The sequence below is a fragment of the Enterococcus sp. AZ067 genome (assembly GCF_051715005.1).
GTDB classification, from domain to species: Bacteria; Bacillota; Bacilli; order Lactobacillales; family Enterococcaceae; genus Enterococcus_D; species Enterococcus_D casseliflavus.
Genome location: NZ_JBIOSY010000001.1, coordinates 388993 through 414595, shown reverse-complemented (window position 1 = coordinate 414595; position 25603 = coordinate 388993). Strand labels below are relative to the sequence as shown.

General features: G+C 44.9%; 23 protein-coding genes, 1 riboswitch and 1 other annotated feature. Of the genes, 6 read left to right on the top strand and 17 right to left on the bottom strand.

Annotation, left to right across the window (positions count from 1 at the left end; genetic code table 11):
• Window positions 1-4: 4 nt before the first annotated feature.
• The 8 genes from IGI82_RS01985 to IGI82_RS01950 form a co-directional block, all read right to left on the bottom strand.
• On the bottom strand, window positions 5-1150 hold the full coding sequence (locus IGI82_RS01985) for an acetylornithine transaminase (protein ID WP_087626820.1): 1146 nt from the start codon (window positions 1148-1150) through the stop codon (window positions 5-7).
• Window positions 1151-1354: 204 nt separating this feature from the next.
• On the bottom strand, window positions 1355-3235 hold the full coding sequence (locus IGI82_RS01980; protein ID WP_086293873.1) for an ABC transporter ATP-binding protein: 1881 nt from the start codon (window positions 3233-3235) through the stop codon (window positions 1355-1357).
• Entirely contained in the window at window positions 3232-4959 is a 1728-nt protein-coding gene (locus IGI82_RS01975; protein WP_195265398.1) for an ABC transporter ATP-binding protein, read from the bottom strand. The genes IGI82_RS01980 and IGI82_RS01975 overlap by 4 nt, the downstream gene beginning before the upstream one ends.
• Window positions 4952-5620, bottom strand: a complete 669-nt coding sequence (locus tag IGI82_RS01970) for a TetR/AcrR family transcriptional regulator (RefSeq protein WP_077453958.1) — start codon at window positions 5618-5620, stop codon at window positions 4952-4954. The genes IGI82_RS01975 and IGI82_RS01970 overlap by 8 nt, the downstream gene beginning before the upstream one ends.
• Window positions 5621-5886: 266 nt before the next feature.
• Window positions 5887-6918: an LPXTG cell wall anchor domain-containing protein gene (locus tag IGI82_RS01965; RefSeq protein ID WP_086339052.1), complete on the bottom strand. Its 1032-nt coding sequence runs from the start codon at window positions 6916-6918 to the stop codon at window positions 5887-5889.
• A gap of 128 nt (window positions 6919-7046) precedes the next feature.
• Window positions 7047-9059, bottom strand: coding sequence for a glucose PTS transporter subunit IIA (locus IGI82_RS01960; protein WP_086339051.1), 2013 nt, complete (start codon window positions 9057-9059; stop codon window positions 7047-7049).
• Entirely contained in the window at window positions 9059-9967 is a 909-nt protein-coding gene (gene murQ / locus IGI82_RS01955) for an N-acetylmuramic acid 6-phosphate etherase (RefSeq protein ID WP_005227213.1), read from the bottom strand. The genes IGI82_RS01960 and murQ overlap by 1 nt, the downstream gene beginning before the upstream one ends.
• Complete coding sequence (locus IGI82_RS01950) at window positions 9960-11024, bottom strand: DUF871 domain-containing protein (RefSeq protein ID WP_153882984.1); 1065 nt, start codon at window positions 11022-11024, stop codon at window positions 9960-9962. Before IGI82_RS01950 ends, murQ begins: the two co-directional genes overlap by 8 nt.
• Window positions 11025-11270: 246 nt before the next feature.
• Here IGI82_RS01950 and def point away from each other — a divergent pair, with 246 nt between their 5' ends.
• Window positions 11271-11834, top strand: a complete 564-nt coding sequence (gene def, locus IGI82_RS01945) for a peptide deformylase (RefSeq protein ID WP_005227211.1) — start codon at window positions 11271-11273, stop codon at window positions 11832-11834.
• A gap of 78 nt (window positions 11835-11912) precedes the next feature.
• Here the strand turns inward: def and IGI82_RS01940 are convergent, their stop codons facing one another.
• The 7 genes from IGI82_RS01940 to IGI82_RS01910 all read right to left on the bottom strand — a co-directional run bounded on the left by IGI82_RS01940 (window position 11913) and on the right by IGI82_RS01910 (window position 18623).
• Window positions 11913-13121, bottom strand: coding sequence for a M20 family metallopeptidase (locus tag IGI82_RS01940; RefSeq protein WP_015508853.1), 1209 nt, complete (start codon window positions 13119-13121; stop codon window positions 11913-11915).
• 59 nt (window positions 13122-13180) lie between these two features.
• The gene (locus IGI82_RS01935) at window positions 13181-14020 is read right to left on the bottom strand and encodes a MetQ/NlpA family ABC transporter substrate-binding protein (RefSeq protein WP_005227209.1); all 840 of its coding nucleotides are present in this window, start codon (window positions 14018-14020) and stop codon (window positions 13181-13183) included.
• Between the two features lie 52 nt (window positions 14021-14072).
• Window positions 14073-14753, bottom strand: coding sequence for a methionine ABC transporter permease (locus tag IGI82_RS01930; protein WP_010748680.1), 681 nt, complete (start codon window positions 14751-14753; stop codon window positions 14073-14075).
• Window positions 14754-15830 carry a methionine ABC transporter ATP-binding protein gene (locus IGI82_RS01925; RefSeq protein WP_115231637.1) on the bottom strand — a complete coding sequence of 359 codons (1077 nt, stop codon included), beginning with the start codon at window positions 15828-15830 and terminating at the stop codon, window positions 14754-14756.
• Window positions 15831-16189: 359 nt separating this feature from the next.
• Window positions 16190-16428: a binding site (T-box leader), on the bottom strand.
• A gap of 119 nt (window positions 16429-16547) precedes the next feature.
• Window positions 16548-17072 carry a transcription repressor NadR gene (locus IGI82_RS01920; protein WP_005227206.1) on the bottom strand — a complete coding sequence of 175 codons (525 nt, stop codon included), beginning with the start codon at window positions 17070-17072 and terminating at the stop codon, window positions 16548-16550.
• On the bottom strand, window positions 17069-17917 hold the full coding sequence (locus tag IGI82_RS01915; RefSeq protein ID WP_115231636.1) for a chorismate mutase: 849 nt from the start codon (window positions 17915-17917) through the stop codon (window positions 17069-17071). The genes IGI82_RS01920 and IGI82_RS01915 overlap by 4 nt, the downstream gene beginning before the upstream one ends.
• Before the next feature lie 13 nt (window positions 17918-17930).
• Window positions 17931-18623 carry an NAD-dependent protein deacylase gene (locus IGI82_RS01910; protein WP_438841742.1) on the bottom strand — a complete coding sequence of 231 codons (693 nt, stop codon included), beginning with the start codon at window positions 18621-18623 and terminating at the stop codon, window positions 17931-17933.
• A gap of 157 nt (window positions 18624-18780) precedes the next feature.
• Between IGI82_RS01910 and IGI82_RS01905 the strand changes: the two genes are divergently transcribed.
• Window positions 18781-19449 (top strand): response regulator transcription factor, encoded by a 669-nt coding sequence (locus tag IGI82_RS01905; protein WP_005232327.1) that lies wholly within the window; start codon window positions 18781-18783, stop codon window positions 19447-19449.
• Window positions 19450-19463: 14 nt separating this feature from the next.
• Entirely contained in the window at window positions 19464-20369 is a 906-nt protein-coding gene (locus IGI82_RS01900) for a sensor histidine kinase (protein ID WP_061053667.1), read from the top strand.
• Between the two features lie 73 nt (window positions 20370-20442).
• On the opposite strand, the gene IGI82_RS01895 is transcribed toward IGI82_RS01900, so the two are convergent.
• Window positions 20443-21204, bottom strand: a complete 762-nt coding sequence (locus tag IGI82_RS01895) for an ABC transporter permease (protein ID WP_080555166.1) — start codon at window positions 21202-21204, stop codon at window positions 20443-20445.
• Window position 21205: 1 nt separating this feature from the next.
• Entirely contained in the window at window positions 21206-22123 is a 918-nt protein-coding gene (locus IGI82_RS01890; RefSeq protein ID WP_008376231.1) for an ABC transporter ATP-binding protein, read from the bottom strand.
• Window positions 22124-22429: 306 nt separating this feature from the next.
• On the opposite strand from IGI82_RS01890, the gene IGI82_RS01885 reads away from it, so the two are divergent.
• The 3 genes from IGI82_RS01885 (at window position 22430) to IGI82_RS01875 (ending at window position 25503) form a co-directional block, all read left to right on the top strand.
• On the top strand, window positions 22430-22732 hold the full coding sequence (locus tag IGI82_RS01885) for a hypothetical protein (protein ID WP_005232333.1): 303 nt from the start codon (window positions 22430-22432) through the stop codon (window positions 22730-22732).
• A gap of 147 nt (window positions 22733-22879) precedes the next feature.
• A riboswitch (Lysine riboswitch) is annotated at window positions 22880-23053 on the top strand.
• A 114-nt stretch (window positions 23054-23167) separates the two neighbouring features.
• Window positions 23168-24757: an ABC transporter permease subunit gene (locus IGI82_RS01880; RefSeq protein ID WP_005232337.1), complete on the top strand. Its 1590-nt coding sequence runs from the start codon at window positions 23168-23170 to the stop codon at window positions 24755-24757.
• 11 nt (window positions 24758-24768) lie between these two features.
• A complete protein-coding gene (locus IGI82_RS01875) occupies window positions 24769-25503 on the top strand; it encodes an amino acid ABC transporter ATP-binding protein (RefSeq protein ID WP_005227196.1) in 735 nt (244 codons plus the stop codon).
• Window positions 25504-25603 lie beyond the last annotated feature (100 nt).

Sequence of the window (25603 nt, the reverse complement as noted above, 5' to 3'; positions counted from 1 at the left end):
GCAATTATGCTAAGACAGCTTGCAAAATCGCCAAGGCTGCTGTCGTTTCCTCTTGCGAGATCGTTAAAGGCGGCAGCAAGCGCAAAACCTTGGTTCCCGCTTTTAATGCGAGGAGGCCTTGGTTCCGCAGTTGGGTCAACACGGATTGCAAGCTTTCCGAATCGGCTAATTCGATACCGATCATCAATCCTTTCCCACGAATCGCCTGCACCTTAGATAGTCCTTGCAATCCGTCGAGAAACTGCTGCTGGCGCAAGTGAACATTGACTTGAATGTCCCCTTCTTGCAACACACTGCAAACGGCACTAGCAGCGGCCATCGCTAATTTATTGCCACCAAAGGTCGAACCGTGACTACCGGGTCCAAAAGCCGTTTGCAAATGGCTTTTGCCTAGCATCGCTCCGACAGGGATCCCGTTACCAAGCCCTTTTGCTACGGTAAAAAGATCAGGTTCAATGCCATATCCTTCAAAAGCAAACAGTGTTCCTGTCCGCCCCATCCCGGTTTGGATCTCATCCACCACCAGTAATACCCCCAACTCCTGACAAAGGGCTGTCACCGCTTGGACCCACGCCACCTCAGCAGGGATCACACCGCCTTCGCCTTGGATCAATTCTAAAAACACGGCTGCTGTCTGCTCATCTAAAACGGCTTGCAATGCCTCAAGGTCATTAAAGGGTACATACACCATCTCTGGTACTAACGGTCCAAACCCATCATGGATACTACTTTGCCCAGTCAAAGACATCGCCCCAAAGGTCCGACCATGAAAAGATTGTTCAAAACTGATGACTTTGCTGCGGCCAGTCGCTTTGCGAGCCAGCTTTAAAGCAGCTTCGTTCGCCTCAGCGCCACTGTTGCAAAAATAAGCCAGATACGGCTCGTCTGAGGCGCTCTTTTGATTTTGGGTCAGCTTTTGGGCAACTTCTTCTTGCAACTGGCTGTCATACAAATTCGGCACATGCCAAATCTGCTCTGCTTGTGTCATCAACGCGGCTTGCACTTTGGGATGCCCATAACCGAGATTAACGACCCCGATGCCGCTTGTTAAATCTAAATATTGGTTGCCTTGCGAATCTACCACATAGCTGCCGTTGCCTTGCTGGATATCGATGGGTAAACGGCTGTAATTAGGAAAAAGATGACTCATTGGGTTCACTCCTTGTCTTGGATTATCCGAAATTATGTATTAATATACATTTTTATCCAGCTAATTGCAATAAATATTTAAAATAAAGCGATAAAAATTCATAAAAAAAAGAAAGCAGTGACAATCACTGCTTTCTTTCAGTCAACCTTTGGCGGTCTGTTTATCATCATTTGGGGAAGAATTTCTTTCATTACAAACAGTGGATCACGCCACTTCTTCTGAAAATTGACTGTTATACAGGTCTGCATAGAAACCGTTTTGTGCCATCAATTCCTCATGATTTCCAGTCTCAACAATGGACCCGTGATTCATCACGATAATATTGTCAGCATCACGAATCGTAGAGAGACGGTGAGCAACCACAAAGCTGGTCCGATTTTCTAACAAACGACCCATTGCTTTTTGGATCAAGATTTCCGTCCGCGTATCGACACTAGAAGTTGCTTCATCCAAAATCAAAACGTCGGGATCCGCTAAGAAGGCGCGGGCGATCGTGATCAGCTGACGTTGACCTTGGGAGATGTTGCTGGCTTCTTCATTCAAGACCGTATCATAGCCTTCTGGCAATTTGCGAACAAAATCATCCACATGGGCAGCTTTCGCCGCAGCGATCACTTGCTCTTTGGTTGCTTTTTCATTTCCATAATGAATGTTGTCATAGATGGAACCAGTAAACAACCACGTATCTTGCAGCACCATCGAGATATTACTACGCAACTCATCACGAGTCAAGTCTCGGGTATCTTTGCCATCGTAACGAATGCTACCGCCAGAAACATCATAAAAACGTTCCAAGAGATTGATCAGCGTGGTTTTCCCAGCGCCGGTAGGTCCTACGATAGCCACCATCTCACCAGCTTTGACATCCAGATTAAAATCGGTCATCAATAATTTGTCTGGGGCATAACCAAATTGAACATGATCGAAACGAACTTTGTATTCACTGTCTTCCACTGGCAGACCAGAAGGTTCATCATTCATTTCTTCTTCATCTAAGACTTCAAAGACCCGTTCGGCAGATGCAACGGTTGATTGGATGGTGTTTAGCAAGCTAGCGATTTGAGTGATCGGTTGGGAGAATTGATTGGTGTATTGCAAGAATGCTTGCACATCCCCTAAAGTCATATTCCCATTCGCCACTTTGATCCCACCAAGGACAGCCACGAAGACATAGCCCAAGTTTTTAATGAAGTTCATCAAAGGCATAATGATCGCTGAAATAAATTGGGCTTTCCAACCAGCGGAATACAGACGGTCATTTTCTTCTTCAAAAACGACTTGATCGGCGGCTTCATGGTTGAAGGTTTTGACAACTGTGTGACCGCCGTAAGTTTCTTCGACTTGGTCATTGAGCAATCCTAAACTTTTTTGTTGTGCCGCAAAGAATTTTTGCGATTTTGGTGCGACGATCATCACGACGATCAAGCTTAATGGAACCGTTGCTAAAGCAACCAAAGTCAGTTGCCAACTGATCGTCAGCATCATCCACAAAACCCCGATAAAGGTCACGACACTCGTAATAAATTGGGTCAAGTTTTGTTGCAGGGTACTTGCGATATTATCCATATCATTGATCGCCCGTGACATGATATCCCCATTTGAGTGAGTATCATAGTAAGAGATCGGCAAGCGGTTCATTTTTTCATCTAAGTCACGACGCAGCTCATAAACCGTTCGTTGCGAGACACGAGTCATAATAAACTGTTGTAGAAAGTTGAAGACGGCTGAAATCACATACATGCCGATCGCAATCAAAATGATTTGACCAACTTTCTCAAAATCGATAGGAAATTCTGTCACCTGTTGGCCGGCTTGCATCTGTTGTGCACCGATCATGACCCCTTTAAAAATTTCAGTGGTCGCTTCCCCTAAAATTTTCGGTGTTTGGATTTGGAAGATCACGGCTGCGATCGCTAAAACGAAGACGGCAATGATAGCGATAGAGCGTTTCGACATGTAACCGAAAAGCCGTTTGACCGTTCCCCAAAAGTTTTTGGCTTTTGGTCCTTTGGCACCGATGTTACGGCCCGGACCGCCACCCATTGGTCCGCCACGGTGTTGTGTTGTTGTTTTCTTTTCACTCATGCAAGATCCTCCTCTCTCAATTGTGAAGAAACGATTTCTTGGTAGGTTTCATTGTCTGCCATTAATGATTCATGGGTTCCTTTTCCTACGAGTTGTCCTTCATCCAATACTAAAATCGTATCGGCATCCATGACGGTGCTGACCCGTTGGGCAACCACGACCATAATGCTGTCTTGCATGTCGCGTTTCAGCGCTGCACGTAAGTTGGCATCGGTTTTGAAGTCCAGTGCGGAGAAGGAATCATCAAAGACATAGACATCTGCTTGTTTCACTAACGCACGAGCGATCGCTAAACGTTGACGTTGTCCACCAGAGAAGTTGCCGCCGCCTTGTTCTACACGGCTATCTAAGCCATCTGCCAGTTCGGAGACAAAATCTTTGGCTTGGGCGATCTCTAATGCTTGCCAGATTTCTTCGTCTGTCGCATCAGGTTTTCCGTATTTCATATTTTCACGAATGGTACCAGAAAACAGTACCGCTTTTTGTGGAACAAAGCCCACGACTTCTCGTAGATTGTGCTGGGTAACTTCTGCAATATTGACCCCATTGATTTTGATTGCACCAGACTCCACATCGTACAAACGAGGCAAGAGATTGACTAGGGTCGTTTTCCCTGAACCCGTCCCACCGATGATGGCAACAAAATCACCAGATTTTGCTTGGAAGTCGATATCTTCCAACGCCAATTTCTCAGCGCCTTGGTAGCGATACGCCACATGGTCAAAGGTCAAGGTTGCTTGATCCCCTTGTAAGCTCAATGTCGCTGGTGTTTTTGGATCGAGAATTTCATCTTCTTCATTTAAGACTTCGTTGATCCGGTCAGCCGATGCTTGGGCTCTTGGCACCATTACGAAGATCATTGACAGCATCATAAAGCTGATCAAAATTTGCATTGCATAGGTCATAAACGCAATCAAGTTCCCGACTTCTAAGGTCATTTCTGCAATATAATGACCACCAAACCATGTGATGGCAATGTTCGTCCCACTCATGATCAACGTCATCAAAGGCATCATCAAAGCCACGATGGTATTTACTTTAATCGCGGTGTGGGTGTAATCTTTGTTGGCTTCATCAAAGCGATTCGCTTCATAATCCGTCTTATCAAATGCTCGAATAACGCGGACCCCCGTCAAGCCTTCACGAAAGACTAAGTTCAAACGGTCAGTTTTCTTTTGCATACTTTTGAATAAAGGAACGGCAAAATACATAATACCGCCGACCAATACCAGCATGATAGGAATAACGACTAAAAAGATTCGTGTTAATTGGGCATCTTTTTGATAGGCCAAGAAACTCGCCCCAATCAGTGTGATCGGTGCATTGATCATCATACGTAAAAACATTTGCGTCACCATTTGAATTTGGTTGACGTCGTTGGTGGTCCGTGTGATCAATGATGCGGTCCCGAATTTATCGAAAGAACGAGAAGAAAAATTCTCAACTTTTTGGTAAATGTCCGAACGTAGTTTTTGTCCTAATTTTTGTGATTCTCTTGTTGCGAAATACGTATTTCCTAAAGCGGCGATGATACTGATCAATGAAAAGCCGATCATGTAAAAGCCGGTTTTCCAAATGTAATCAATGTCGCCTGTCGCCACCCCATTGTTGATAATATTGGAAGTCAATGTCGGTAGATACAAATCAGAAACGACTTGGATCACCATAAACACCACTGCCATGATGATGGAAATGACGGATACGCGTTTTATCAGCTTAATCATAGGTTTCCCCTCTTTCTTTTTTTGCGCCCTCTCTTAACCAGCGGACTTTACTGTTGAAATCAGCGATCGCTTCGGCAGGATCATAGTCTGGATCAAACGCTGATTGGCGATAGGCTTCGGCAATCGTCGAAAAGACGGTATGCATCAGCAACTGGATCAGCATTTTCAACTCATGGTCGTCTTTGACTTTCAATAAATCTTTGTCGATTTCTGACAAAAAGATGGCTTGCTGCTTCTGCCGATCGGCTTTGTGTTCTTGATGCATCTTGTGCTGCATCTCGGGCACGACTTTATGGAAGGAACGATAATCCATACTCATAAATAAGTTGCGGTAAAAGTTTGCATTTTTGCCTTTAAAAACTTCGGCGATCATCCGTGAAAAGTACCATTCGAACCCCGCAAATAGATCCCCATTTTCATGTTGGATTGATTTCAGCAGATCTCGCTGACTATTTTTTTTCAACGTATGGAAATAATAGTAATAAAGATCTTCTTTGTTTTCGAAGTATTGGTAAAAACTCCCGCGAGGAATCTCGGCATCTTTGATGATGTTGGCGATCGAGGCGTCTTTCAGCGGCAGTCTTGAGAATTCTTTTTTCGCCGCATTTAAGATGCGCTTTTGTTTTTCTGGCGGCAAGTGAAAAAATGTATCGGTCGGCATCACAAGCAACTCCTTTCTAATTTAAAATAAATCACAGCTCTCGATATGACACGTTGTCATATGACACTGTGTCATTATACACCCCTCACCAGAGAATGCAAGAATTTAAATTTGACTTTTTTATGAAGGAATCGATTCTGGTCTTTTTATAAAGGGCGTTATTTGAAAAGAAATAACCAATGAAATTTCTGAAAACAAAAAACCTTCGTTTCCCTGATGGAAAACGAAGGTTGCTATTTTTTCATTCTGACGATTATAAATAACAATCATTTTTTCTTGCGGCGCCATAGAATCAAGAAAACAATCAGCAGCAGGATAACACCTGCGATCAGTAAGGTATAGCTTGGCGCTTCATTGGTTTTAGGTAATGTTTTTTCACCATCGGCAGTAGCGTTGGCCTCTTTCGAAGAAGTCGTTGTCGCTGTTTCTTGAGCAGTCGTCGATGTTGCCGTCGCTTCTTCAGTCGTACTCGTTTGCGTGCCTGTAGGCAGATACATGGAATCATTTGCCGCTTGAATGATATAAGAGATCCTTCCTGGGACAAAGGCACCTGGATCGACTTGCATCTCTTGTTCCATCTGATTCAAATTGGTCAAAATTGAAATCATCCATTCGTTGGAAACGGCTTGATTCAAATGTAAAAAGACTCCGTCTGCTGGATAGACGACCCTTAAATATTCCTGCAACTGATCCACGACAGGAATCAAGTCAGCAAAACTGGCGTAGCTATTCGCATCAAAAGCCAGTTGCGGCTCAATGGCTTCCCAGGATAACGTCTGATCGACAAACAAGGCGCCGATGATTTTTGCCAAGTAAGCAATATCAAAGCCCATCGCATCACTAGAATAACGTAGCGCTAGGCGATTGCCATTGGTCAATTCTTCATCTGTCAACTGGTCCAACTGTTCTTGGGTAAATGCGGTCACACTGCCTTCAGTGATCCCTTGGGTTAAGGCGCTACGCAGCGAACTAGGTTCATCGGCTAACGTGTTGATCTCATTGACGTTTTGCGTCCCCGTCTCTGCTTGGATCGAGGCAATAACAGCTTCGGAATCGACTGGTTCTTGATTCTCGGTAGTCGTAGTTTCTGAAGCAGCGGATTGATCCGTCTCTTGATTTTCTACTGTACTTTCTTGGACAGCAGCTTGTGTCTGATCCGTTCCTGATTGCTCCTCTGATGAAAGCGTCTCGCTAACGGTAGCCTGATTGCCATTTTCACTCGTAGCTGTTTCATCTGCATGAACCATCAGTGGTGAAAAAGCCAGCGTCATTAGTCCGAACCAAATTATTTTTTTCATCCTCATTGCCTCCTCGAATGGGATCACTCCCTTTGTAACGAAACTGTAACATAAAGGAAAATTTTTCGCAATCTATTTAGTAACTTCTTAAAAAAAACCTCTATCTTTATCCGATAGAGGTTTTAACATTATTTTATCGTTGCCACATGCATGACGGCTTGACCCGCTTTTGTTTCTGTTCCTGGTAACCCTTCGATATTGGCTACTTGCTCCATATTGGTGATGATCACGAGCATCTCAGAAGCTTTGCCTTTAGCCGTCAACTGTGCCAAATCGACTTGGGCAACTTGGGTAGCTGGTGTCACGGCTTGGCCTTCCTCCACCAGGATCTCAAAAGGTGCTCCTTGCAATTCGACGGTGTCAACACCCATGTGCAGCAGAATCTCTAGCCCGCTGGCAGTCTTGATCCCCAATGCATGTTTCGTGGGAAAAATCGTCGTGACGGTTCCTGCTGCTGGTGCATAGATCGCACCATTGTCTGGCAAGACGAAATACCCGTCGCCCATCATTTTTTGCGAAAATACCGGATCACTTGATGCACTGATCACTTTTGTCGTGCCTGTGGCTACTGCGTATAAAGGGGTATCGATCGTTTCTTTTGATGGATTTGCTGTCGTTTCCTTTGCAGCCGTTTCACTCGTTTGTTTTGGTTGCGGTTGCACAGTAACGGTTGCAGCTGGTTTTGCTTCTTCTGCCTCGCTTTCTTTGACTGCTTCTAAGCGATCCTTCGGAATCCCAAAGAAGTAGGTGGCAACGAAGCCGCCAGCATAGCCTGCTAACAAGCCGAAAATATAGCCCATCCAACGGCCGTTGGCAATCAAGGGGATCAAAGCTAGTCCTGATGGTCCAATCGCCGTTGCGCCGATATTTGTCAAAGCGCCAATGACCGCACCACCGATCCCACCACCAATACAAGCAGTGATAAATGGTCGACCTAATGGCAACGTCACTCCGTAGATCAATGGTTCGCCGATACCTAAGATCCCAACTGGCAATGCGCCTTTGATCATTTCAGAAAGCTCTTTGTCTTTACGTAGTCGTACCCATAAGGCTAAAGCTGCACCGACTTGACCAGCACCAGCCATGGCTAAGATCGGTAATAATTGCGTGCTGCCTGTTGCTTCGATCATTTGAATGTGGATCGGGGTCAAAATTTGATGCAAACCAAACATGACCATTGGTAGGAAGGCCGCCCCTAAGACAAACCCAGAGAAAGCACCGCCCACGTTCAAGACCCAAGTGATCGAACCGACTAAGCTGTCAGAGATCAGACCTGCCAATGGCATGATCAAGAAAATCTCCGTCAAACCGATGATCAGCAAACACAACGTCGGGGTCACGATAATATCGATCGCTTCAGGAATCACTCGATGCAGCACTGCCTCTAATTTCGCCAAAAGCCATACTGCGAAGATCACACCGATGATCCCTCCTTGGTTGGCAGCTAAAGCTTCGCCAGTGAACAAGTTTTGGATCGGGGCTTCTGGGTTCATACCTGTCAGCAAGATGATCGAACCGATCACGCCACCAAGGGTTGGATTGGCTTTAAAGACCTGCGCTGCATTGACCCCAGTAAAGATCGCTAAATAGGTGAACATCCCATTTCTGAGGACGTTTAAAATCATGACATAATAATTCCAAGTATCTCCATCTAATCGGCCAGCCGTGATCATGTTGGTCAGAACAGAAGCGATCCCTGCGACGAGTCCTGCACCAACGAAGGCTGGAATCATTGGAACAAAGATATTAGAAATATCTTTCAGCAGCGACTTTAATGGCGATGATTTTTGTTTGGCTTTTTGGGCTGCTTTCATCTCTGCCGTTTTTTCTGATAACGCCTCTTTGCCTGATTTTTGCGGTGGGATCTCTTGCCCTAAATCAACACCAGCTTTTGCCACCATTGCATTGGCTACTTTGTTGACTTTCCCTGGTCCGATAATGACTTGCAGCTGCTCATCATTGACCACACCCATCACACCGGGAATCTCTTTTAACCCTTGTTGATCGACCTTGTCGTGGTCGCGGACGGTCATTCGTACGCGAGTCATACAGTGATTGACTGTTTCTACGTTGTCCATTCCGCCGGCTTCTTGAAAAATCTTCTCCGCTAACTCTTCTACCGTTAGTGTTTCTTTTGCCATTACTTTTCTCCTCCTAACGCCGTTTTGACAAACCCTTGTGCCGTGGCAAGTTTTGCTTGTGCTTCGTCTTTCGTGCTATCAGTCAACAGCATCACGATCGCCAATTTGACATTCTGATCTGCTTCTTCAAATGCCGCGGCGGCTGTTTCATAATCAGCTTCAGTCGCCTGCATGATGATCCGTTTTGAGCGTTCCACCAATTTTTCGTTGGTCGCTTTCACGTCGACCATCAAATTATTGTAGACTTTGCCGATCCCTACCATCGATAACGTCGAAATCATATTCAAAATCAATTTTTGGGCAGTCCCTGATTTCAAACGAGTCGAACCTGTAAGAAATTCTGGTCCACAATCGACCTCGATTGGAAAGCTGGCATGCTGAGAGATCTCCGCATCTTTATTACAAGCGATCGTAGCCGTTGTGGCACCGAGCTCATTGGCATAGTCAAGCGCCCCGATCACGTAAGGGGTTCTGCCACTGGCAGCGATTCCGATCACCATATCATTTTGGTTCAACTTCAAATCGATAAGGTCTTGTTTGCCTAGCGTTAAGGAGTCTTCTGCTCCTTCGACAGCGACCGTCATCGCTTCTTCGCCACCGGCGATCAAACCGACCACCATCTCAGGTGATACCCCAAAGGTTGGGACACATTCGGCCGCATCCAAGACGCCTAATCGACCACTCGTCCCAGCGCCAAGATAAATCAAGCGTCCGCCCTTTTTAAAAGCGACGATGGTTTGTTCAATCACTTTTTCAATACTAGGAATTTCTTTTTCCACCGCATAGGCAACTTTTTGATCTTCTTGGTTCATTTTTTGACACGCTTCTAAAATCGTCATTTCATCTAAATTGCTCGTTTCGCTATTGCGTCGTTCGGTCGTTAATTTGTCTAAATTGATTTTATTCATCGGAATCATCTCTTTCTAATTTAAATCGCATCCCTGCTTTGATTTGTTGGATCAACGGCAGATCGGCTGGTATCACCTGAGCGGCGAGGTTGACTTTTGGGTCTGCCGGCAAAGGTCGTTTGCACACCTGGATCTCTCCCATATAGCGCAAGTACTCTTGGTTATCGATCGTCACAGCCCCCACTGGCCGCTCTTGACTAAGTTCAGGTTTGACTTCTGGAATGGCATTGAAACGGGCATCGGCGCTGCGCAAGACATCCCGAGCTTCATCGTAACGATTTTGGTGATTCCCTAAGACGTGTTCAAAGTAAGTGGAACCAAGATCTTTGACCCTCAAAACGATCCGCGCTTCTTGCAGATACGTCGCAAACTGCTGGGCACTTTTTTCAGAAACCATGCCATCGCCAATGTAAACAGCATCGACTGAGCCAGTTGCCAATAAGTCGATCGCTGCGGCAAAAGGCGACCAGTTGCGGTGTCTTTCCAGTGTGGGTAATCCTTGAAATAACGGTCCGCGTTTCTTGGCATCCCCTGGAACAAAGGCTTGGACGAAAAAGCCTTGTGCTTTCAACCAGCGGTTCTTCTCCTGAAACCAGCCAACATCCAGTCCCGTTTCTGGTCGGGGGTAATAATTGTGCCAAGCTTCCAAACGAGTAAAATCGGCTCCATACGCCTGCAGCTCTCGAATGTCTTTTTCCGTCAATGTACTGGCATTCAAACTGATGGTCATTTCTTTTGAAAAAGCTGCGATTTGCTGATTGTCGATCGCATAATCCATTCGTAAACCAGTGACACCGATCTCCCTTAGTTCCGCCAGATTGTCGATGGAAAAGCCCGCTTCTGCTAATGCGTTTCCAGAAATATCTACCATTAAAGACAGCTGATGGTCTTTTGCGAAACCTCCCAAGTCCGTCAAACGCTGCCGATAAGTACTGCGATCATCTTCTGGTATGTGCATGGAGGTGAAAATCCCTTTAAAGCCTGATGCCATCGCAGTCATCTGCTCAAGTTCTGCTGCCGTCAAGTCTTCGTTCATAAATACAGAAAAGCCGAACATCTCTTTGCCTCCTTGATGGGTCACTTTCGTGATACCGTTTTCTATAAAAGCATTATAACTGATTCTTTTCCCATTCGCAACTATATTTCATAATTAAATCATTAATATAGAAATATCATTTCATTTAATAAGAAAGCTTTACCGTTTAAACTTTCTTATGCCCTTCTTTCTACACTTATGGTACACTTTATTAGGAACGAAACTTGCTTTCGTCATTTTTACATAGTAGGAGGAATCACATCATCAATGATTACAATGGATGATATTATTCGCGAAGGCAATCCAACCTTGCGTGAAGTAGCAAAAGAAGTACCTTTTCCTTTGAGCGAAGAAGATATCGCACTAGGAAAAGAAATGATGACCTTTTTAGAAAATAGCCAAGACCCAGTCAAGGCAGAAGAACTTGAATTAAGAGGCGGCGTTGGTCTAGCAGCTCCTCAATTAGATATTTCAAAACGAATCACAGCGGTCCTCGTTCCTAGCAGCGACCCAGAAAAAACAGAACCTGATTTTAAAGATGTTCTATACAACCCCAAAATTTTAAGTCATTCCGTGCAAGAAGCTTGTTTGGGTGAAGGCGAAGGCTGTCTGTCCGTGGACCGGGAAGTCCCTGGCTACGTGGTACGCCATGCCCGGATCACGATCAGCTATTACGACATCAACGGTAAAAAGAAAAAAGTTCGTTTGAAAAACTATCCTGCGATCGTCGTTCAGCATGAGATCGATCATTTGAACGGGGTCATGTTCTACGATCATATCAATCAACAAAATCCTTTTTCATTGAAAGAAGGCATTTTAGTCATCGACTAACTAAAAAGTCTCTACCGACATTTTGCGGCAGAGACTTTTTTTCTATACTATTGACTATCTTCCTTCACGGTTTTGGCATTAATTGCCTTTCGCTAGGCTTTCTTGATGATCGGCTTTGATTTTTTCTAATAACGCTGGCTGCTCAAAAAGGTCTAATGCCGTCAGCGCTAAAAGTTCCGCCGCGATGGCGATCGATTGCAAGCCTTTTTCACTCTTGGCAGCGGCTTTGAATTCTTCCGAATGCCCCGCAATGTAATCATCTGAAATCGAAACAGTGGGTTGGATCGTTGGAATCACTTGGCTGACATTGCCGACATCAGACGAACCAAGGCTTGTTTTGGCTTCCGTATCGATCTCATCGGCAGGTACGCCCGCTTCTTGGGCATGGGCGAAGAAGATCTCATCAAAACTTGGTGTCACGATCACATCGTCGACGGAGTTTTGGAACAAACCAAATTCATAGGTCGCTCCCGTAGCTAAAGCGGCTCCTTTTACGATGTTTTCGACTTTCTCGTAGACATCATTCAAGGTTGCTCGATTGGCAGCTCGTAAATAAAAACGACCGGCTGCATATTCTGGCACGACATTGGCTGCCACGCCGCCATCGGTGATCACACCGTGAATATTGACGTCTTTTGGTAAGTGCAGGCGCAACCCATTGATCCCGTTAAAGACTTGCAGCAATGCTTCTAACGCGTTGATGCCTTTTTCTGGTGCAGCTGCCGCATGGGAAGCCCGACCATAGAACTTGATATCCACTGGATCATTGGCTAATGAAGCCGTCGTTTTGCCATAGCGATGGGCTGGATGGACACAAAGAGCGGCATCGACATCATCGAAGAACCCTTCACGGACAAAACTGCCTTTAGCGGAACCATTTTCTCCACCTTCTTCTCCTGGCGTCCCATAGACTCGAATCTCCCCGCCTAGCTCATCGATGAAAGGTTGCAGAGCACTGGCAGCTAAGACGGAATAAGTCCCGAAGAGATTGTGTCCGCAGGCATGACCGATGCCAGGTAACGCATCATACTCGGCTAAAAAGGCAATCGTCGGACCCGGTTTCCCACTGACATAGCGGGCATCAAAGCCGGTGCGATGGCCTGCCACATCCTTTTTAACAGCAAAGCCTTCTTTTTCTAATTGGGCGATCAGGGCATCGGCTGAATAAAACTCATAGTTGCTGACTTCTGGGTGATTGTGGATATCTAATGCCAAGGCTTGATAAGCGGCTAAACGCTCTTGGATAAATGGTTTGATGGCTGCTTTCGTAATAGTTGCTGTTGTCATAATCAAATCTCTCCTTTTTATACATGCTTTTTCAGTTTTTTTATCAAATTACATGGTGCTTATTTTGCCCCAAAGGTTTCCCAAGCAGGAACGCTTGATCCTTTTGACGTTTCCTCGATGACTTTTTTCGTATCCTCTGTTTGGTAAGCAGCGACCACTTTTTGGTAAACTTCATTGTCTTCCTCTTCTTTACGGGCGGCAATGATGTTGACGTAAGGACGGGCCGTTTCATCAACAGGCTCTAAAAAGATCGCATCTTCGGTTGGTACAAATCCTGCATCCACCGCCATGCCGCTATTGATGACCGAAACATCGACATCCGAAAGTGCCCGGGCGGTTTGCGCTGCATCAAGTTCTGAAATTTCTAAGTTCAAACGGTTTTCTGTAATATCCGCGACCGTTGGTGTTTGTCCGGCTGCTTCATCCACTTTGATCAATCCAGCTGATTGTAATAAAAGCAATGCCCGACCACCATTGGTCACATCATTAGGGATCGCAACTTTAGCTCCTTCCGCCAAATCGTTGACATCCGTCACTTTGTCGGAATAAATGCCTAATGGCGCATTGACTGTATTGCCGATCGATACGAGATCAGTACCAAATTCTTCATTATAGTTGTCCAAGAAAAATTGGTGTTGGAATGAATTAAGGTCGATGGAACCATCAGCTAAAGCTGCATTGGGTTGATTGTAATCAGAGAATTGGACATATTCTAAATTGATGCCTTCGTCTTTCAAACGATCCTTGACATCATCCCAAACGTCGGTGTCCGCCCCGATCACCCCTAATTTCACCGTCACTTCTTCTTGGTCATTGGCTGCGGCACTGCCATTGTTTCCGCATCCTGTAATAAATAATAATGCTGCCCCTAAGACGATTGATTGTACGATTTTTTTCATTTTTGCTTCCTCCATAGACTTGCTTGATTTTTTATTTGTACGTAAGTGGTGGTCAGTGTGATACTCGTTTAATGAGTAGGTTGCTGACAAATTGACTGATAAAAACGAATACCAAGATGATCAAGGTCGCCATGATCGTGACATCGGTCTGGAATCGGTTGTACCCGCGGGTGATGGCTAAGTTGCCTAAACCACCAGCGCCAACAGCTCCTGCCATGGCGGTCAATCCGATCACATTGATCACGGTCAATGCAGAGACCCGAATGATTCCCGCCACGCCTTCTGGTAAATAGACCCGAAAAATGATACCGAAAGGACTGGTGCCCATCGCTTCAGCTGCTTCTACGACACCGGGGTCAACTTCTAGCAAGGCGATCTCGATCTGCCGAGCAAAGAAGGGGATGATCCCAGCAATCAGAGGAACCAATGCTGCTGTTTCGCCGATGGTCGTTCCAACAAGGAATCGGGTAAAGGTTCCTAGTAACGTCAATAAGATAATAAAGGGGATCGAGCGGACCACATTGATGACTTTATCGAGAAATTCAAAGAGCGGTCGATTTTCTAAAATCCCATTCGGTCGAGTTACTACCAAGACGATCCCTAACAAGATACCTAAGATGCCCGCAATCAAAGAGGTCCAAAAAACCATATACAAGGTTTGGATCGTTGCTGTCACAAATTCATCTTGGATCGCAACAACATTGGGAAAATATCTTTCTAATAAGGCAGCCATCTAAAATCCTCCTTTAATCACATTGTTTAATGGTTCTGCATGATTTTCTTTTAAAATATTGGTGTAAACTCCTTGAGCCTTCAAGTATTCTAAGGCATGTTTACGCTGATGATATTCGCCAGATAAGCTAACGACTAAGCTGCCGATCGGCACTTCTTGCAAGATCTCCACGTTGCCGTAAAGAATATTGGTGGTCACTTTGTAGCGGCTGTACAATTGGGCGATCAGTGGTTCATTGGTTTGATCGCCAACGTAGGACAGCTCCACCAGCCATTCATTTGGTGCCAAGGAAGAAAACTTCGAACTGCCAAGGATCGTTTCTAAGGCTTGGTCGATGTGCGTCGCCGTTCGGATGAAATCTTTGGTCAATGGTTTTTCTGGTTGACTGAAAATCTGAACGCTTGAACCTTGCTCGATGACTTCGCCGTCTTCCATCACTGCCACTTTGTTGCAGATTTCTTTGACGACTTGCATCTCATGAGTAATGATCACGATGGTCAAGCCGAGGGTTCGATTTAATTTTTTCAACAAAGCCAATATCTGTAAGGTCGTTTTCGGATCAAGGGCGCTGGTTGCTTCATCACAAAGCAAGATCTCTGGATCATTCGCTAACGCTCTGGCAATCGCGACCCGCTGTTTTTGTCCTCCAGATAGTTGGCTAGGAAACGCTTGGGCTTTTTCTTCCAATCCCACCAATGCTAACAGCTCGGTTACTTTTTGATGACGTTCCTGTTTGGACCGTCCCCCATATTTTAAGGAGAAATCCACGTTAGCAAAAACATTGCGGCTGTCCATCAAGTTGAAGTGCTGAAAGATCATTCCGATCGTTTTCCGTTTTTCTCGCAGGGCTTTCGCAGAAAGCGTGGTCAGCTCGGTACCATTGACGACGACGCTGCCGCTACTTGGGCGCTGCAATAAGTTGATCACACGGACGAGTGTACTTTTCCCAGCGCCTGAGTAGCCCACGATGCCGTAAACGTCCCCTTTGTCGATCTCGATCGATACGTTTTTGACCGCTTGGATCGCGGGTTTCTTTGGTTGATTGAATGTTACTGATATGTCTTTTAATGAAATCATCGTCTTCCCCCTAGTTCTTGTCTTTTTCAATAAAAAAAGGCATCCTCAAACAAGTCACCTGTGACTTGTTTGAGGACGCCTTTTTGCGTGTTACCACCTCAGTTTAAGCTGCACTCACATACAGCTCCTTTTCGAGTACGATCATACTCTAGCCAGATAACGGTCGCTACCGTCGTCGCCTTGCAAACTACTGCTCGGAACGAATCACTCCTTGGCCATTTTCTAAAAGTCGTTTGATGCTTCTTTTCAGCTACCGAAGCTCTCTGTTGAAAAAACGTGCTTTTGTACTTACCAATTCTTCGTGTGTGGTGCTATTTGATTTTGGGTATAAAAAAAGTCCTTTTACCAGCGTTTGCTAATAAAAGGACGAATACTCGTGTTACCACCTTTTGTTTAGAAGGTTTCCCTTCCCTCAACCCAACGTCTAGTCGTGCTAGAGATTGGTGCACTTTGTAACGGTAGTGCGCATCCGTGATTGCCTACTTATCGACAATCAATCCTCCAAGGCCATTTTTCATCGCTTCTGACTTGACTCTTTCCACCAACCAGAGTCTCTCTTTGAAGTATCCGCGGTTACTTTCCTTCTCAACAGATTCATTATTCTTGTTGAAGAGTACTTTACTGGAAAATGAACGCCTTGTCAACAAAAAATCACAATTTTTTTATCAAGTATTCCCCAAGACTGGCGATAGCGTCCTTGCCAGAATTGTTTACGCCTCAATTTTGGTAGAGCATGCCTTTTTCTGCTAACTGTTGTTTGGCTTTTTCCAGAGCCGCAGGATCGGTGTAGCGCAACGTATGCAAGTGTACCCCATTGGTTAAATCTGAGAGCAAGCGGGCTTCTGCATGTTTGGTTTTGTTGATGAAATCAGTCACGTCTTGGTCTGTTTGGATCTGCAAATTGCCAGTGATCTCTCCATAGATCTCATGCTCAACGATGACATCGACCACTTCCACACCACAAGCGACAAAGATGCGCAATTCTTCTTCCGTTTGTTCAGGTCGATGCTGCACCGCTAGCTTACTTACATGCCCTGCCTCATCCAACAGCGCTTGCAGACGATAGCCGCGAGCCGTAGCCACAATCGCTTCACCAGCTGCTCGCAATAAGGCAATGTCCCCAACGATGATTTGACGGCTGACTCCGAGGGATTCTGCCAGTTTGCTGGCACTGATCGCTTTGTCCGCTTGCTTCAATGCCGCTAAAATGTTTTCTCGACGTGTTCCTCCATCCATACTCATTCCTCCAATTGATTCTCTTGATAGGTTTTTGAGTGGTTCATAATTGATTGAAACATAGCCAAAATCGTTTCTTCATAGGCTTGATTAGAAATCGCCTGCCGAATGTTTTCCAGCACTTTCTCTTCACGATTTTCATCTAATACTGGCAATTGACTGCTTTTCTTCAATTGTACGATTTCGTTGACCGTGCTCATACGTTTTTCCAAAAGATACGTGAGTTGCCAATCAATGTCATCGATCGCTGCCCGCTGAACAGCCAAGGGATCTTGCTGGTTGTTTTCTTCTTCTAAATCGATCGTCTTGATGACCCGTGCTGGATTTCCCGCCAACACAACATTGTCTGGGAATGATTTGGTAACGACACTGCCAGCGCCTACCACGACATTGTTGCCTAAGCGGACCCCTGGCAAAATCGTGGCTGCACCACCGATCCATGCGTTGTCGCCAATCACGATCGGTGCCCCTAATTCTAAGCCGCTGTTTCGTTTGACCGGATGTAATGGATGAGTCGCCGTAAACAACCGAACATTGGGTGCCAGCATACAATTGTCGCCAAAGGTAATCGGGCAAACATCTAATAGCACACAGTCGTAGTTAGCATAGAAGTTTTTGCCGACAGAAATATTGTAGCCATAATCAAAGCGGACATTCGGTTCGATATAGATTCGACCAGTCACAGAGCCGAAAGTTTCTTTTAGTAACTGCTCTTTGATTTTTGTATCAGTTTCTTGGTTGATCAGGTTCATTTGTTCACGGGCATATTTTCGATCTGCCACCAATTCTGGATCTGGGGAAAAGTACAATTCGCCAGCAATCATTTTCTCTTTTTCGGTACGTTGTGTCATATCATAAACTCCTTCATTCAATTTTCTGGAAAAACGTTTCGGCTGCTGCGGTCAACATGCCATATTCATTCGGGATCGCCAATGGTTCCTTATTGATGACCAACACCTGCTGGCTGTAATCGACTAGCCCTGCAAAAGGATAGACTTGCAGCGAAGTCCCCACGACCACCGTCAGGTCGGCTTGAGCAACGGCTTGAATGGCTCCTTCAATGGTTTCATCCGTAAATCCTTCCCCGTAAAGCACGATCGCTGGCCGAATCTGACCACCGCACCCTGCATGGTGCCAATCTTGCAAATACGCTTGCCAAGGTACCTGATTGCCGCATTTTCGGCAATAACAGTTGTACAAAGAGCCGTGAAAATCGATTCTTTGGTGACTGCCTGCTTTTTCATGCAAGCCATCGATGTTTTGCGAAACGACCCAGACGGTTTTCTTCGCTTGCAGCTCAGCCATTTTTTGATGAATGATGTTCGGCTGGGCCTGAGGATGGTAGAGGTGCTTGACGAACTGATAAAATGTTTCCGGTTCGTTTTCTAAACAGTCATGGCTTAACAAATACTCTGGCTGGGCCAGTCCTTGATAGACCCCTTTTAAGGAACGGTAATCAGGAATGCCCGATGGGGTTGAAACACCGGCACCCGTCAAAAAGGTCACGGATGATGCGGCGGTGACCGTTGCGATTGCTTGCTCAATAGATACCTTCATCGTTCTAACTTCCTTTATGGCTTTTCTCTTATTCTAACCGAAAAAGAACCGTTTTTGCGAAAAATCAGCCATTTTCTTTTTTAAAAGCAACTAATGCTTTTTCTTGCGGAATTGCTTATAATAAATGCAATAAATACAAGAAGAATGGGAAAACCAAATGAAAATTTTGATTATCGAAGACAACAATGAGATCAGCGAAATGTTGGCTACTATTTTAGCAGCTGACTATACCGTCCAGCAAGCCTATTCAGGCACGGAAGGTCTGCTGCTTTTTCAGCAAGATGCTTTCGACTTGATTTTGCTAGATCGAATGCTCCCCGGTAAAGATGGGACACAAGTCTTGCAAGAGATTCGCCAAACCTCCACGGTCCCCGTCATTATCTTGACTGCCTTAGATGAACCAGCTGATGTTTCCACCCTTTTGCTGGCGGGGGCCAATGATTACTTGACCAAACCCTTCAATGTCGAAGAATTAAAGGCACGTATCATTGTTCAATTGCGAACAAATAAACAACCCCCTCCAGTTGCCAGCAGCCACTCGTATAAAAACATTCAACTGTTGCCTGACTCGTTTCAGCTGCAACGAGGAGAGGCAACGGTTCAGTTAAAGAAAAAGGAGTTTGAGATTTTTTCCCTGCTCTTAGCGAACCCCAAAAAAGTTTATACCAAAGAAATGCTCTATGAAGCTGTTTGGCAAGAACCTTACTACGGTGAAGAAAACACGATCAATGTCCATATCAGCCATTTACGCAGCAAAATCAAAACACTCGATCCAGATGAAGCGTATATCGATACTGTCTGGGGCATCGGCGTCAAGCTAGCTTAAAAAGGAGGAACCTCATGCATATACTTCAGTTTTTCGCCGCTCTGATCGTTGTGTTATTGTTGGGCTATTGGTTTTTCTTACTTTATGATCTAAAAAAGTACCACCAGCAATTAACAAGAATCAGCGAAATCGAAACAAATCAAGAGATCCATTTGCAGACCCGCGTCCCCGCTTTAAAAGCGATCGCCTTGTTAAACAATCAGATACTTAGAATAAATAAGCAGCAACACTATCAAATGCTGCAAGAAAACCAGCAGTTGGAACAAGCCATTCAAAATATCTCTCACGACTTACGCACACCTTTGACGGTCGCCAGCGGCTACACACAACTGCTGCAAGCCGATGCGACCCTCACCCCGCAACAGCTACAGCTGCTGGATAAAGTCAGCAGCAACCTAGAAAAAGTCGAAAATCATCTGGAACAGTTGTTGACCTATCAGCGTCTCAAAGACAATCAGCTCGCTTTGACTTTGGAAGAATTCAATCTTTCTCGTTTATTGGAAGAAGAACTGCTCCAGCTTTATCCTTCTTTTGAGGAAAACCATTTATCACTGACGGTTGCGATCCAACCCAACATCATGATCATTTCAGATAAAAAAAGCTGGCAACGAATTTTCCAAAATGTCCTTGGTAACCTGCTGGAACATGGCAGTGAAACGGGGACGATCCGCTTGAATCAGCAAGGAGATCGTATCGTTTTCCAACAAGAAAATCAGCTGAGGACACCGATCCAGCACCCAGAAAAATTGACTCACCGCTTTTATACGGAAGACCTTTCACGGCATAAACAGCAAGCCGGACTTGGTCTGTATATCATCGCGGCATTGACTAATGCATTAAACGGCAAGATCCAATTGGATACAACCGAAGAGACGTTTCGTTTGACCCTTTTTTGGCAGCAGTCCGTTGAACCCCACTAACTCATGGCTATACACAAAAAACACCCAATCGCTCGACCTTCACTAGTCGATACGGTTGGGCGTTTTTCTGCTCTTACAATTCTTGTCTCTTAAACACCAGATGCGCAGCCAAGAGGCAAAGCAATAAACTGATCAGGCTCCCAAGAAAAATGGGTTGGACTGTTTCCCATGTTTGGAAAGTAGTCATGGTCACCATCTCTAACCCGCCTTGAAAGTCCAAGTATTCTAAAAACTTCCAGTTGGGTAAAGAGATTCGGGCAATAGCAAAGGCCATCGGAATAAAAATCGTCGCCAACACGCTGACCGCTGTATTTTTGGTCAAATACAAAACTAGCACTGCAAAAGAGGAAGTCGCTAATAAAATCAGTACAAAACTAACGAAATAATACAACAAGTTTTCTATCTGTGAAAGGTCATTATAACCAATCCCCCCAATAACCGTTCCCGCTACAAAGCTCACCAAACAAATCGCGACGATCTGTAAGACCAGCACCAATGTATAAACCAAGAATTTCCCAAAAAGATAAGCGGGTTTGGAGACACCAACGGTAATGATATTCTTCATGGTCCCTTTCGTGTACTCACTGCCTAAGACCTGCATCACCAATGGCAAGGAGTAATACAGCAACATGGAAGACAGACTGGTCTGGATCGCCAGAAAGCCAGTCATTTCCGTAAGGCTGCCTGCTGTTTGCGTACTATCCCCAAGAGTGACCCCTACACTACCATTGGAAACAACGGATAAAATCACCAACAATAAAATAATTCCTTCTGTGATCCAAAAACTTTTACTTCTTGATAAACGATACAAATCGGCTCGAATAAAATTCAACATCTTAATTTCCCCCTTCACTTGTTACTAACTCTTTGAAATACGACTCTAGATTTTCCCCTTCAAAAGAAATCCGGTCGATAGCGATCCCTTCATAAACCAGCTGACGGACCAGGTCACGAATCAACACATTCTCTTGATAAATATGAATTTTGTGGTCACTGACGACTTTATATTCGGAAATCAGCTGACTCTCTAGCAAGCGGCTAGCTGTGGCTACATCATCCACTTCTAATTGAATAAACCGTTTCGCCATCAGATCGAATTCGTGTTTGGTCATCTCTTTGATCAGACGCCCCTCACTAATGACCCCAAAACGTGTAGCCACTAAGTACAACTCTTCTAAAATATGACTGGAAATCAAAATCGTCATGCCGCGTTCTTGATTCAATCGTAAAAGCAGCTCCCGAAACTCAACGATCGCTACAGGATCCAGGCCATTGATCGGCTCATCTAGTATTAGAAAATCCGGTTGGTTCAATAAAGCGATGGCTAAGCCTAGCTTTTGTTTCATACCCAAAGAAAAATCACGGTATTTCTTGTGGCCAACATTGGTCAATCCGACAAACGCCAATGCTTTACTGACCGCCTCAGGTTCCACCACCCCGCTGATTTTGCAATAATAGTTCAAATTTTGCTCTGCGGTCAATTGGTCGTAAGCAACTGGGGTCTCAATCACATTACCGACCCGTTTCAGCATCTGAGTGTACACTTTGCCGCCTTCAACATCAAACAACTGCAGACTGCCACTAGTTGGTTGGATCAACTGAACGATCGCTTTTAATAGGGTCGTCTTCCCAGCACCATTTCTCCCCACCAATCCATAAATATCTCCCTTAGCGATCGTTAGATCGACATCATGTAGCGCCTGCTGTTTGCCGTAACGTTTGTTTAATCCTTTGATTTTAAGAACATTTTCCATTTTTACTTCCTCCTTGCTTGCTTCTGTGCTTATTCTAGCAAGCAGATCTAAATCAGCTATTAACTAATTATTAATTGATTCTTAACTCGTAGTTTTCTGCAAAAAACAGTTTATTTCTATTATACACAGCTGAAAATGAACCGATCTAGAAAAACCGTCCCTTTTCAGCAAACCAACCAATAGCAGATGATCTTTTCATTACTGCTTTTGCTCTTTGTTTTTTGCCTCACAAAGAAAGAGATTCCTTCATGACAAGGAACAAAAAACGTGGTAAACTAGTCACGAATCAAAGTGAGGTGAAATACATTGGTAGCAGCTATTATTTATTGGGCAATGATCATTATCAGTTTCGGTTGGTTGGCAGTCAGCTTATATTTCTCTATCTTCTATTTAGCACGTAAAGAAAATGGCAATTTATGGGCATTCGGCTTTTTAAATGTCATCACAGCAATCATTCAAGCCATCGTCCTTGTGGTTTACCGTACCTTCGGACAAGATTGGGGCGTTACACAATACTCAAGCCTCATCTATCTAGCACTTGGCTTATTGCTTGCTTTGACAGTCATCCAAGCTGTTTTAGGCCGTGAACCAAAAGCGAAAGTCGCTTAAGGGTTCCAATAGACACTCGTAAAAACGATCCGCTTTCTCTTTGATAAAAATAGGGAAATGGTCGTTTTTTTGTTAAAAAGAATTGACATTTGGGTGCTTTTCTTCTAAACTCTGAGAAGAATCAAATTAAATACGAGTACCCTTTAACATTTAGGTAGAGGTCGCGAGGTTCATTAATCCTGCTGAGTGAAGCAACACGTTTACAGCAGAGCTAGGGAACATCGCCGAAACAAGGTCGGTTTTGCTTGCATCGATTTTGTTGGGCCGCAAATGAACAATTTGCGGACTGTCTTAGCTTGTCTAAGTTGCGCTATGTTTTGTGAAAGGTTTGTCGACGATGACCTGTCAACAGCCGTTTTCCAATCATGGAGTACGGCTGTTTTTTGCTTTTTCATCCTTACCTGCTTGTCCAACTCGTGAAAGGAAAGAGAAAAAATGAAAAAAAATAATTGGATCTGGGCAGTCTTCGCCCTCTGTCTAACCCTCATTCAGCTGCCCCTAACCGTGCAAGCGGATGACCAAACGCCTGCGGAACAATTCCGTGTCGGTATGGAGGCAGGCTATGCCCCATTTAACTGGACGCAAACGACGGACGCCAATGGTGCCGTGCCGATTTCTGGGGAAGAAGGCTCGGCGTTTGCCGGCGGTTACGATGTCCAGATCGCCAAACGAATCGCTGAAGGCTTAGGCAAAGAATTAGTGATCGTCAAAACTCAATGGGACGGTTTGCCGCCAGCTTTGCAAGCGGGGACTATCGATGCTGTGATCGCTGGTATGTCACCAACTGCCGAACGTCGCGAGCAAATTGATTTTACCGATCCTTACTATGAATCAGATTTGGTGGTCGTAGTACGTAAAGATGGCGAGTTCGCCGATGCCAAAAGCCTCGCTGATCTTTCGGGGGCAAAAATCACTGCCCAGCTGAATACTTTCCATTATACCGTCATAGATCAAATCCCTGAGGTCCAAAAAGAACAAGCCATGCGGGACTTCTCCTCCATGCGCGTTGCTTTAGCTTCGGGCATCATTGACGGCTACGTCAGCGAACGACCAGAAGGTGTCACTGCCGTCGGAGCAAATCCTGATTTGAAAATGGTCGAGTTCGATGAAGGGGCCGGTTTTGAAACCAACCCAGAAGACGTCCAAGTAGCAGTCGGGATGCGCAAAGGCGATCCCGATGTGGAAAAAGTCAATGAGATCCTTGCAGGAATCTCTGAAGAAGAACGGGTTTCCCTGATGGATCAAGCAGTCTTAGATCAGCCTGCAGATGCCAGCGGAGAAACGGCGGATCAAGGCCTGATCGCTGATTTCAAAAAAATCATTGATGATTACGGCATGCTCTTTTTACGAGGCGCTGGCTTGACCTTATTCATCGCGATCCTTTCAACGATCATCGGATTGATCATCGGTCTTTTAGTCGGTATCTTCCGGACACTGCCGCTTTCAGAAAATCCAGTAGGACGTTTCTTCCAACGAATCGTCAACGGCCTGCTGACCATCTATATCGAAGTTTTCCGCGGTACCCCAATGATGGTTCAGGCAATGGTTATTTTCTACGGAACGGCTCTAGCCTTTGGTGTTTCCATGAATCGCACGCTGGCAGCTGTGCTGATCGTTTCTATCAATACGGGTGCCTACATGTCTGAAATCGTTCGTGGAGGGATTTTTGCTGTAGATGACGGTCAATTTGAAGCAGCTCAAGCCATCGGAATGACCCATTGGCAAACCATGATCAAAGTCGTGTTGCCGCAAGTAATGCGCAATATTTTACCAGCTACCGGAAATGAGATCATTATCAATATCAAAGATACTGCTGTCTTAAGTGTCATCAGTGTTGCGGACCTCTTCTTCCAAGGTACATCAGCCGCTGGAACGAACTTCCAATACTTCCAAACATTTGCGATCATCGGTGTGATCTACTTAGTCTTGACCATCAGTGCCACCCAGATCTTGCGCTTTGTTGAACGCAAAATGGATGGTCCTAGTGCGTATGTCAAATTAGAAGACATCAACCCGAACGAATAAGGAGGAAGAACATGTCAGCAATCATTGAAATTGACCATTTAAAAAAGAGTTTTGGCGACAACGAAGTCTTAAAAGACATCAGTTTGTCTGTTAATAAAGGAGAAGTTGTCACGATCATCGGTTCTTCTGGTTCAGGAAAATCCACACTTCTTCGCTGCATCAACTTGTTAGAAAAACCAACCAGTGGGCAAATCATCTACTTAGGTGAAAATGTGCTGGAAAAAGGCTATGACTTGCCGAAATACCGTACGCATCTAGGAATGGTTTTCCAATCCTTTAACCTATTCAACAATATGAATGTATTAGAAAACTGCGTGACGGGACAAGTCACTGTTTTGAAACGTGATCGCAAAGAAGCAGAAGCGACTGCCAAAGAAAATCTGGAGCAAGTCGGTATGGCTCAATATGCCAACGCCAAGCCTTCCCAGCTTTCAGGCGGACAAAAACAACGGGTAGCCATTGCCCGTGCCTTATCGATGAATCCAGATGTCATGTTGTTTGATGAGCCGACTTCTGCACTGGATCCAGAAATGGTCGGTGAAGTGTTGAAGACCATGAATACGTTAGCTCATACTGGCTTGACGATGGTGATCGTTACCCACGAAATGGGCTTTGCCAAAGAAGTATCTGATCGGGTCATCTTTATGGATCAAGGTGTCATTGCCGAACAAGGGACACCTGAAGATATCTTTATCCATCCAAAAGAACAGCGCACCAAAGAATTCCTTTCCCGTGTGTTGAATTAATTTTCTGTCTTGAAACACTTAGCGGTCTTCTTCCGAGCTTTTTCGTCCTTTTTCAGTACGCTTGGAAGAATTCGATGCTAAGTGTTTTTTTATTGCAGGA

What these genes read in the sequence shown, in the direction of transcription:
- IGI82_RS01980 (WP_086293873.1), bottom strand. Translation starts at nt 3,235, where the DNA reads ATGAGTGAAAAGAAAACAACAACACAACACCGTGGCGGACCAATGGGT.
- IGI82_RS01905 (WP_005232327.1), top strand. Translation starts at nt 18,781, where the DNA reads ATGAAAATTTTGATTATCGAAGACAACAATGAGATCAGCGAAATGTTG.
- IGI82_RS01975 (WP_195265398.1), bottom strand. Translation starts at nt 4,959, where the DNA reads ATGATTAAGCTGATAAAACGCGTATCCGTCATTTCCATCATCATGGCA.
- IGI82_RS01890 (WP_008376231.1), bottom strand. Translation starts at nt 22,123, where the DNA reads ATGGAAAATGTTCTTAAAATCAAAGGATTAAACAAACGTTACGGCAAA.
- IGI82_RS01965 (WP_086339052.1), bottom strand. Translation starts at nt 6,918, where the DNA reads ATGAAAAAAATAATTTGGTTCGGACTAATGACGCTGGCTTTTTCACCA.
- IGI82_RS01925 (WP_115231637.1), bottom strand. Translation starts at nt 15,830, where the DNA reads ATGATTTCATTAAAAGACATATCAGTAACATTCAATCAACCAAAGAAA.
- IGI82_RS01875 (WP_005227196.1), top strand. Translation starts at nt 24,769, where the DNA reads ATGTCAGCAATCATTGAAATTGACCATTTAAAAAAGAGTTTTGGCGAC.
- IGI82_RS01950 (WP_153882984.1), bottom strand. Translation starts at nt 11,024, where the DNA reads ATGTTCGGCTTTTCTGTATTTATGAACGAAGACTTGACGGCAGCAGAA.
- IGI82_RS01910 (WP_438841742.1), bottom strand. Translation starts at nt 18,623, where the DNA reads ATGAAGGTATCTATTGAGCAAGCAATCGCAACGGTCACCGCCGCATCA.
- IGI82_RS01960 (WP_086339051.1), bottom strand. Translation starts at nt 9,059, where the DNA reads ATGGCAAAAGAAACACTAACGGTAGAAGAGTTAGCGGAGAAGATTTTT.
- murQ (WP_005227213.1), bottom strand. Translation starts at nt 9,967, where the DNA reads ATGAATAAAATCAATTTAGACAAATTAACGACCGAACGACGCAATAGC.
- def (WP_005227211.1), top strand. Translation starts at nt 11,271, where the DNA reads ATGATTACAATGGATGATATTATTCGCGAAGGCAATCCAACCTTGCGT.
- IGI82_RS01915 (WP_115231636.1), bottom strand. Translation starts at nt 17,917, where the DNA reads ATGACACAACGTACCGAAAAAGAGAAAATGATTGCTGGCGAATTGTAC.
- IGI82_RS01930 (WP_010748680.1), bottom strand. Translation starts at nt 14,753, where the DNA reads ATGGCTGCCTTATTAGAAAGATATTTTCCCAATGTTGTTGCGATCCAA.
- IGI82_RS01970 (WP_077453958.1), bottom strand. Translation starts at nt 5,620, where the DNA reads ATGCCGACCGATACATTTTTTCACTTGCCGCCAGAAAAACAAAAGCGC.
- IGI82_RS01895 (WP_080555166.1), bottom strand. Translation starts at nt 21,204, where the DNA reads ATGTTGAATTTTATTCGAGCCGATTTGTATCGTTTATCAAGAAGTAAA.
- IGI82_RS01880 (WP_005232337.1), top strand. Translation starts at nt 23,168, where the DNA reads ATGAAAAAAAATAATTGGATCTGGGCAGTCTTCGCCCTCTGTCTAACC.
- IGI82_RS01985 (WP_087626820.1), bottom strand. Translation starts at nt 1,150, where the DNA reads ATGAGTCATCTTTTTCCTAATTACAGCCGTTTACCCATCGATATCCAG.
- IGI82_RS01935 (WP_005227209.1), bottom strand. Translation starts at nt 14,020, where the DNA reads ATGAAAAAAATCGTACAATCAATCGTCTTAGGGGCAGCATTATTATTT.
- IGI82_RS01900 (WP_061053667.1), top strand. Translation starts at nt 19,464, where the DNA reads ATGCATATACTTCAGTTTTTCGCCGCTCTGATCGTTGTGTTATTGTTG.
- IGI82_RS01920 (WP_005227206.1), bottom strand. Translation starts at nt 17,072, where the DNA reads ATGAGTATGGATGGAGGAACACGTCGAGAAAACATTTTAGCGGCATTG.
- IGI82_RS01940 (WP_015508853.1), bottom strand. Translation starts at nt 13,121, where the DNA reads ATGACAACAGCAACTATTACGAAAGCAGCCATCAAACCATTTATCCAA.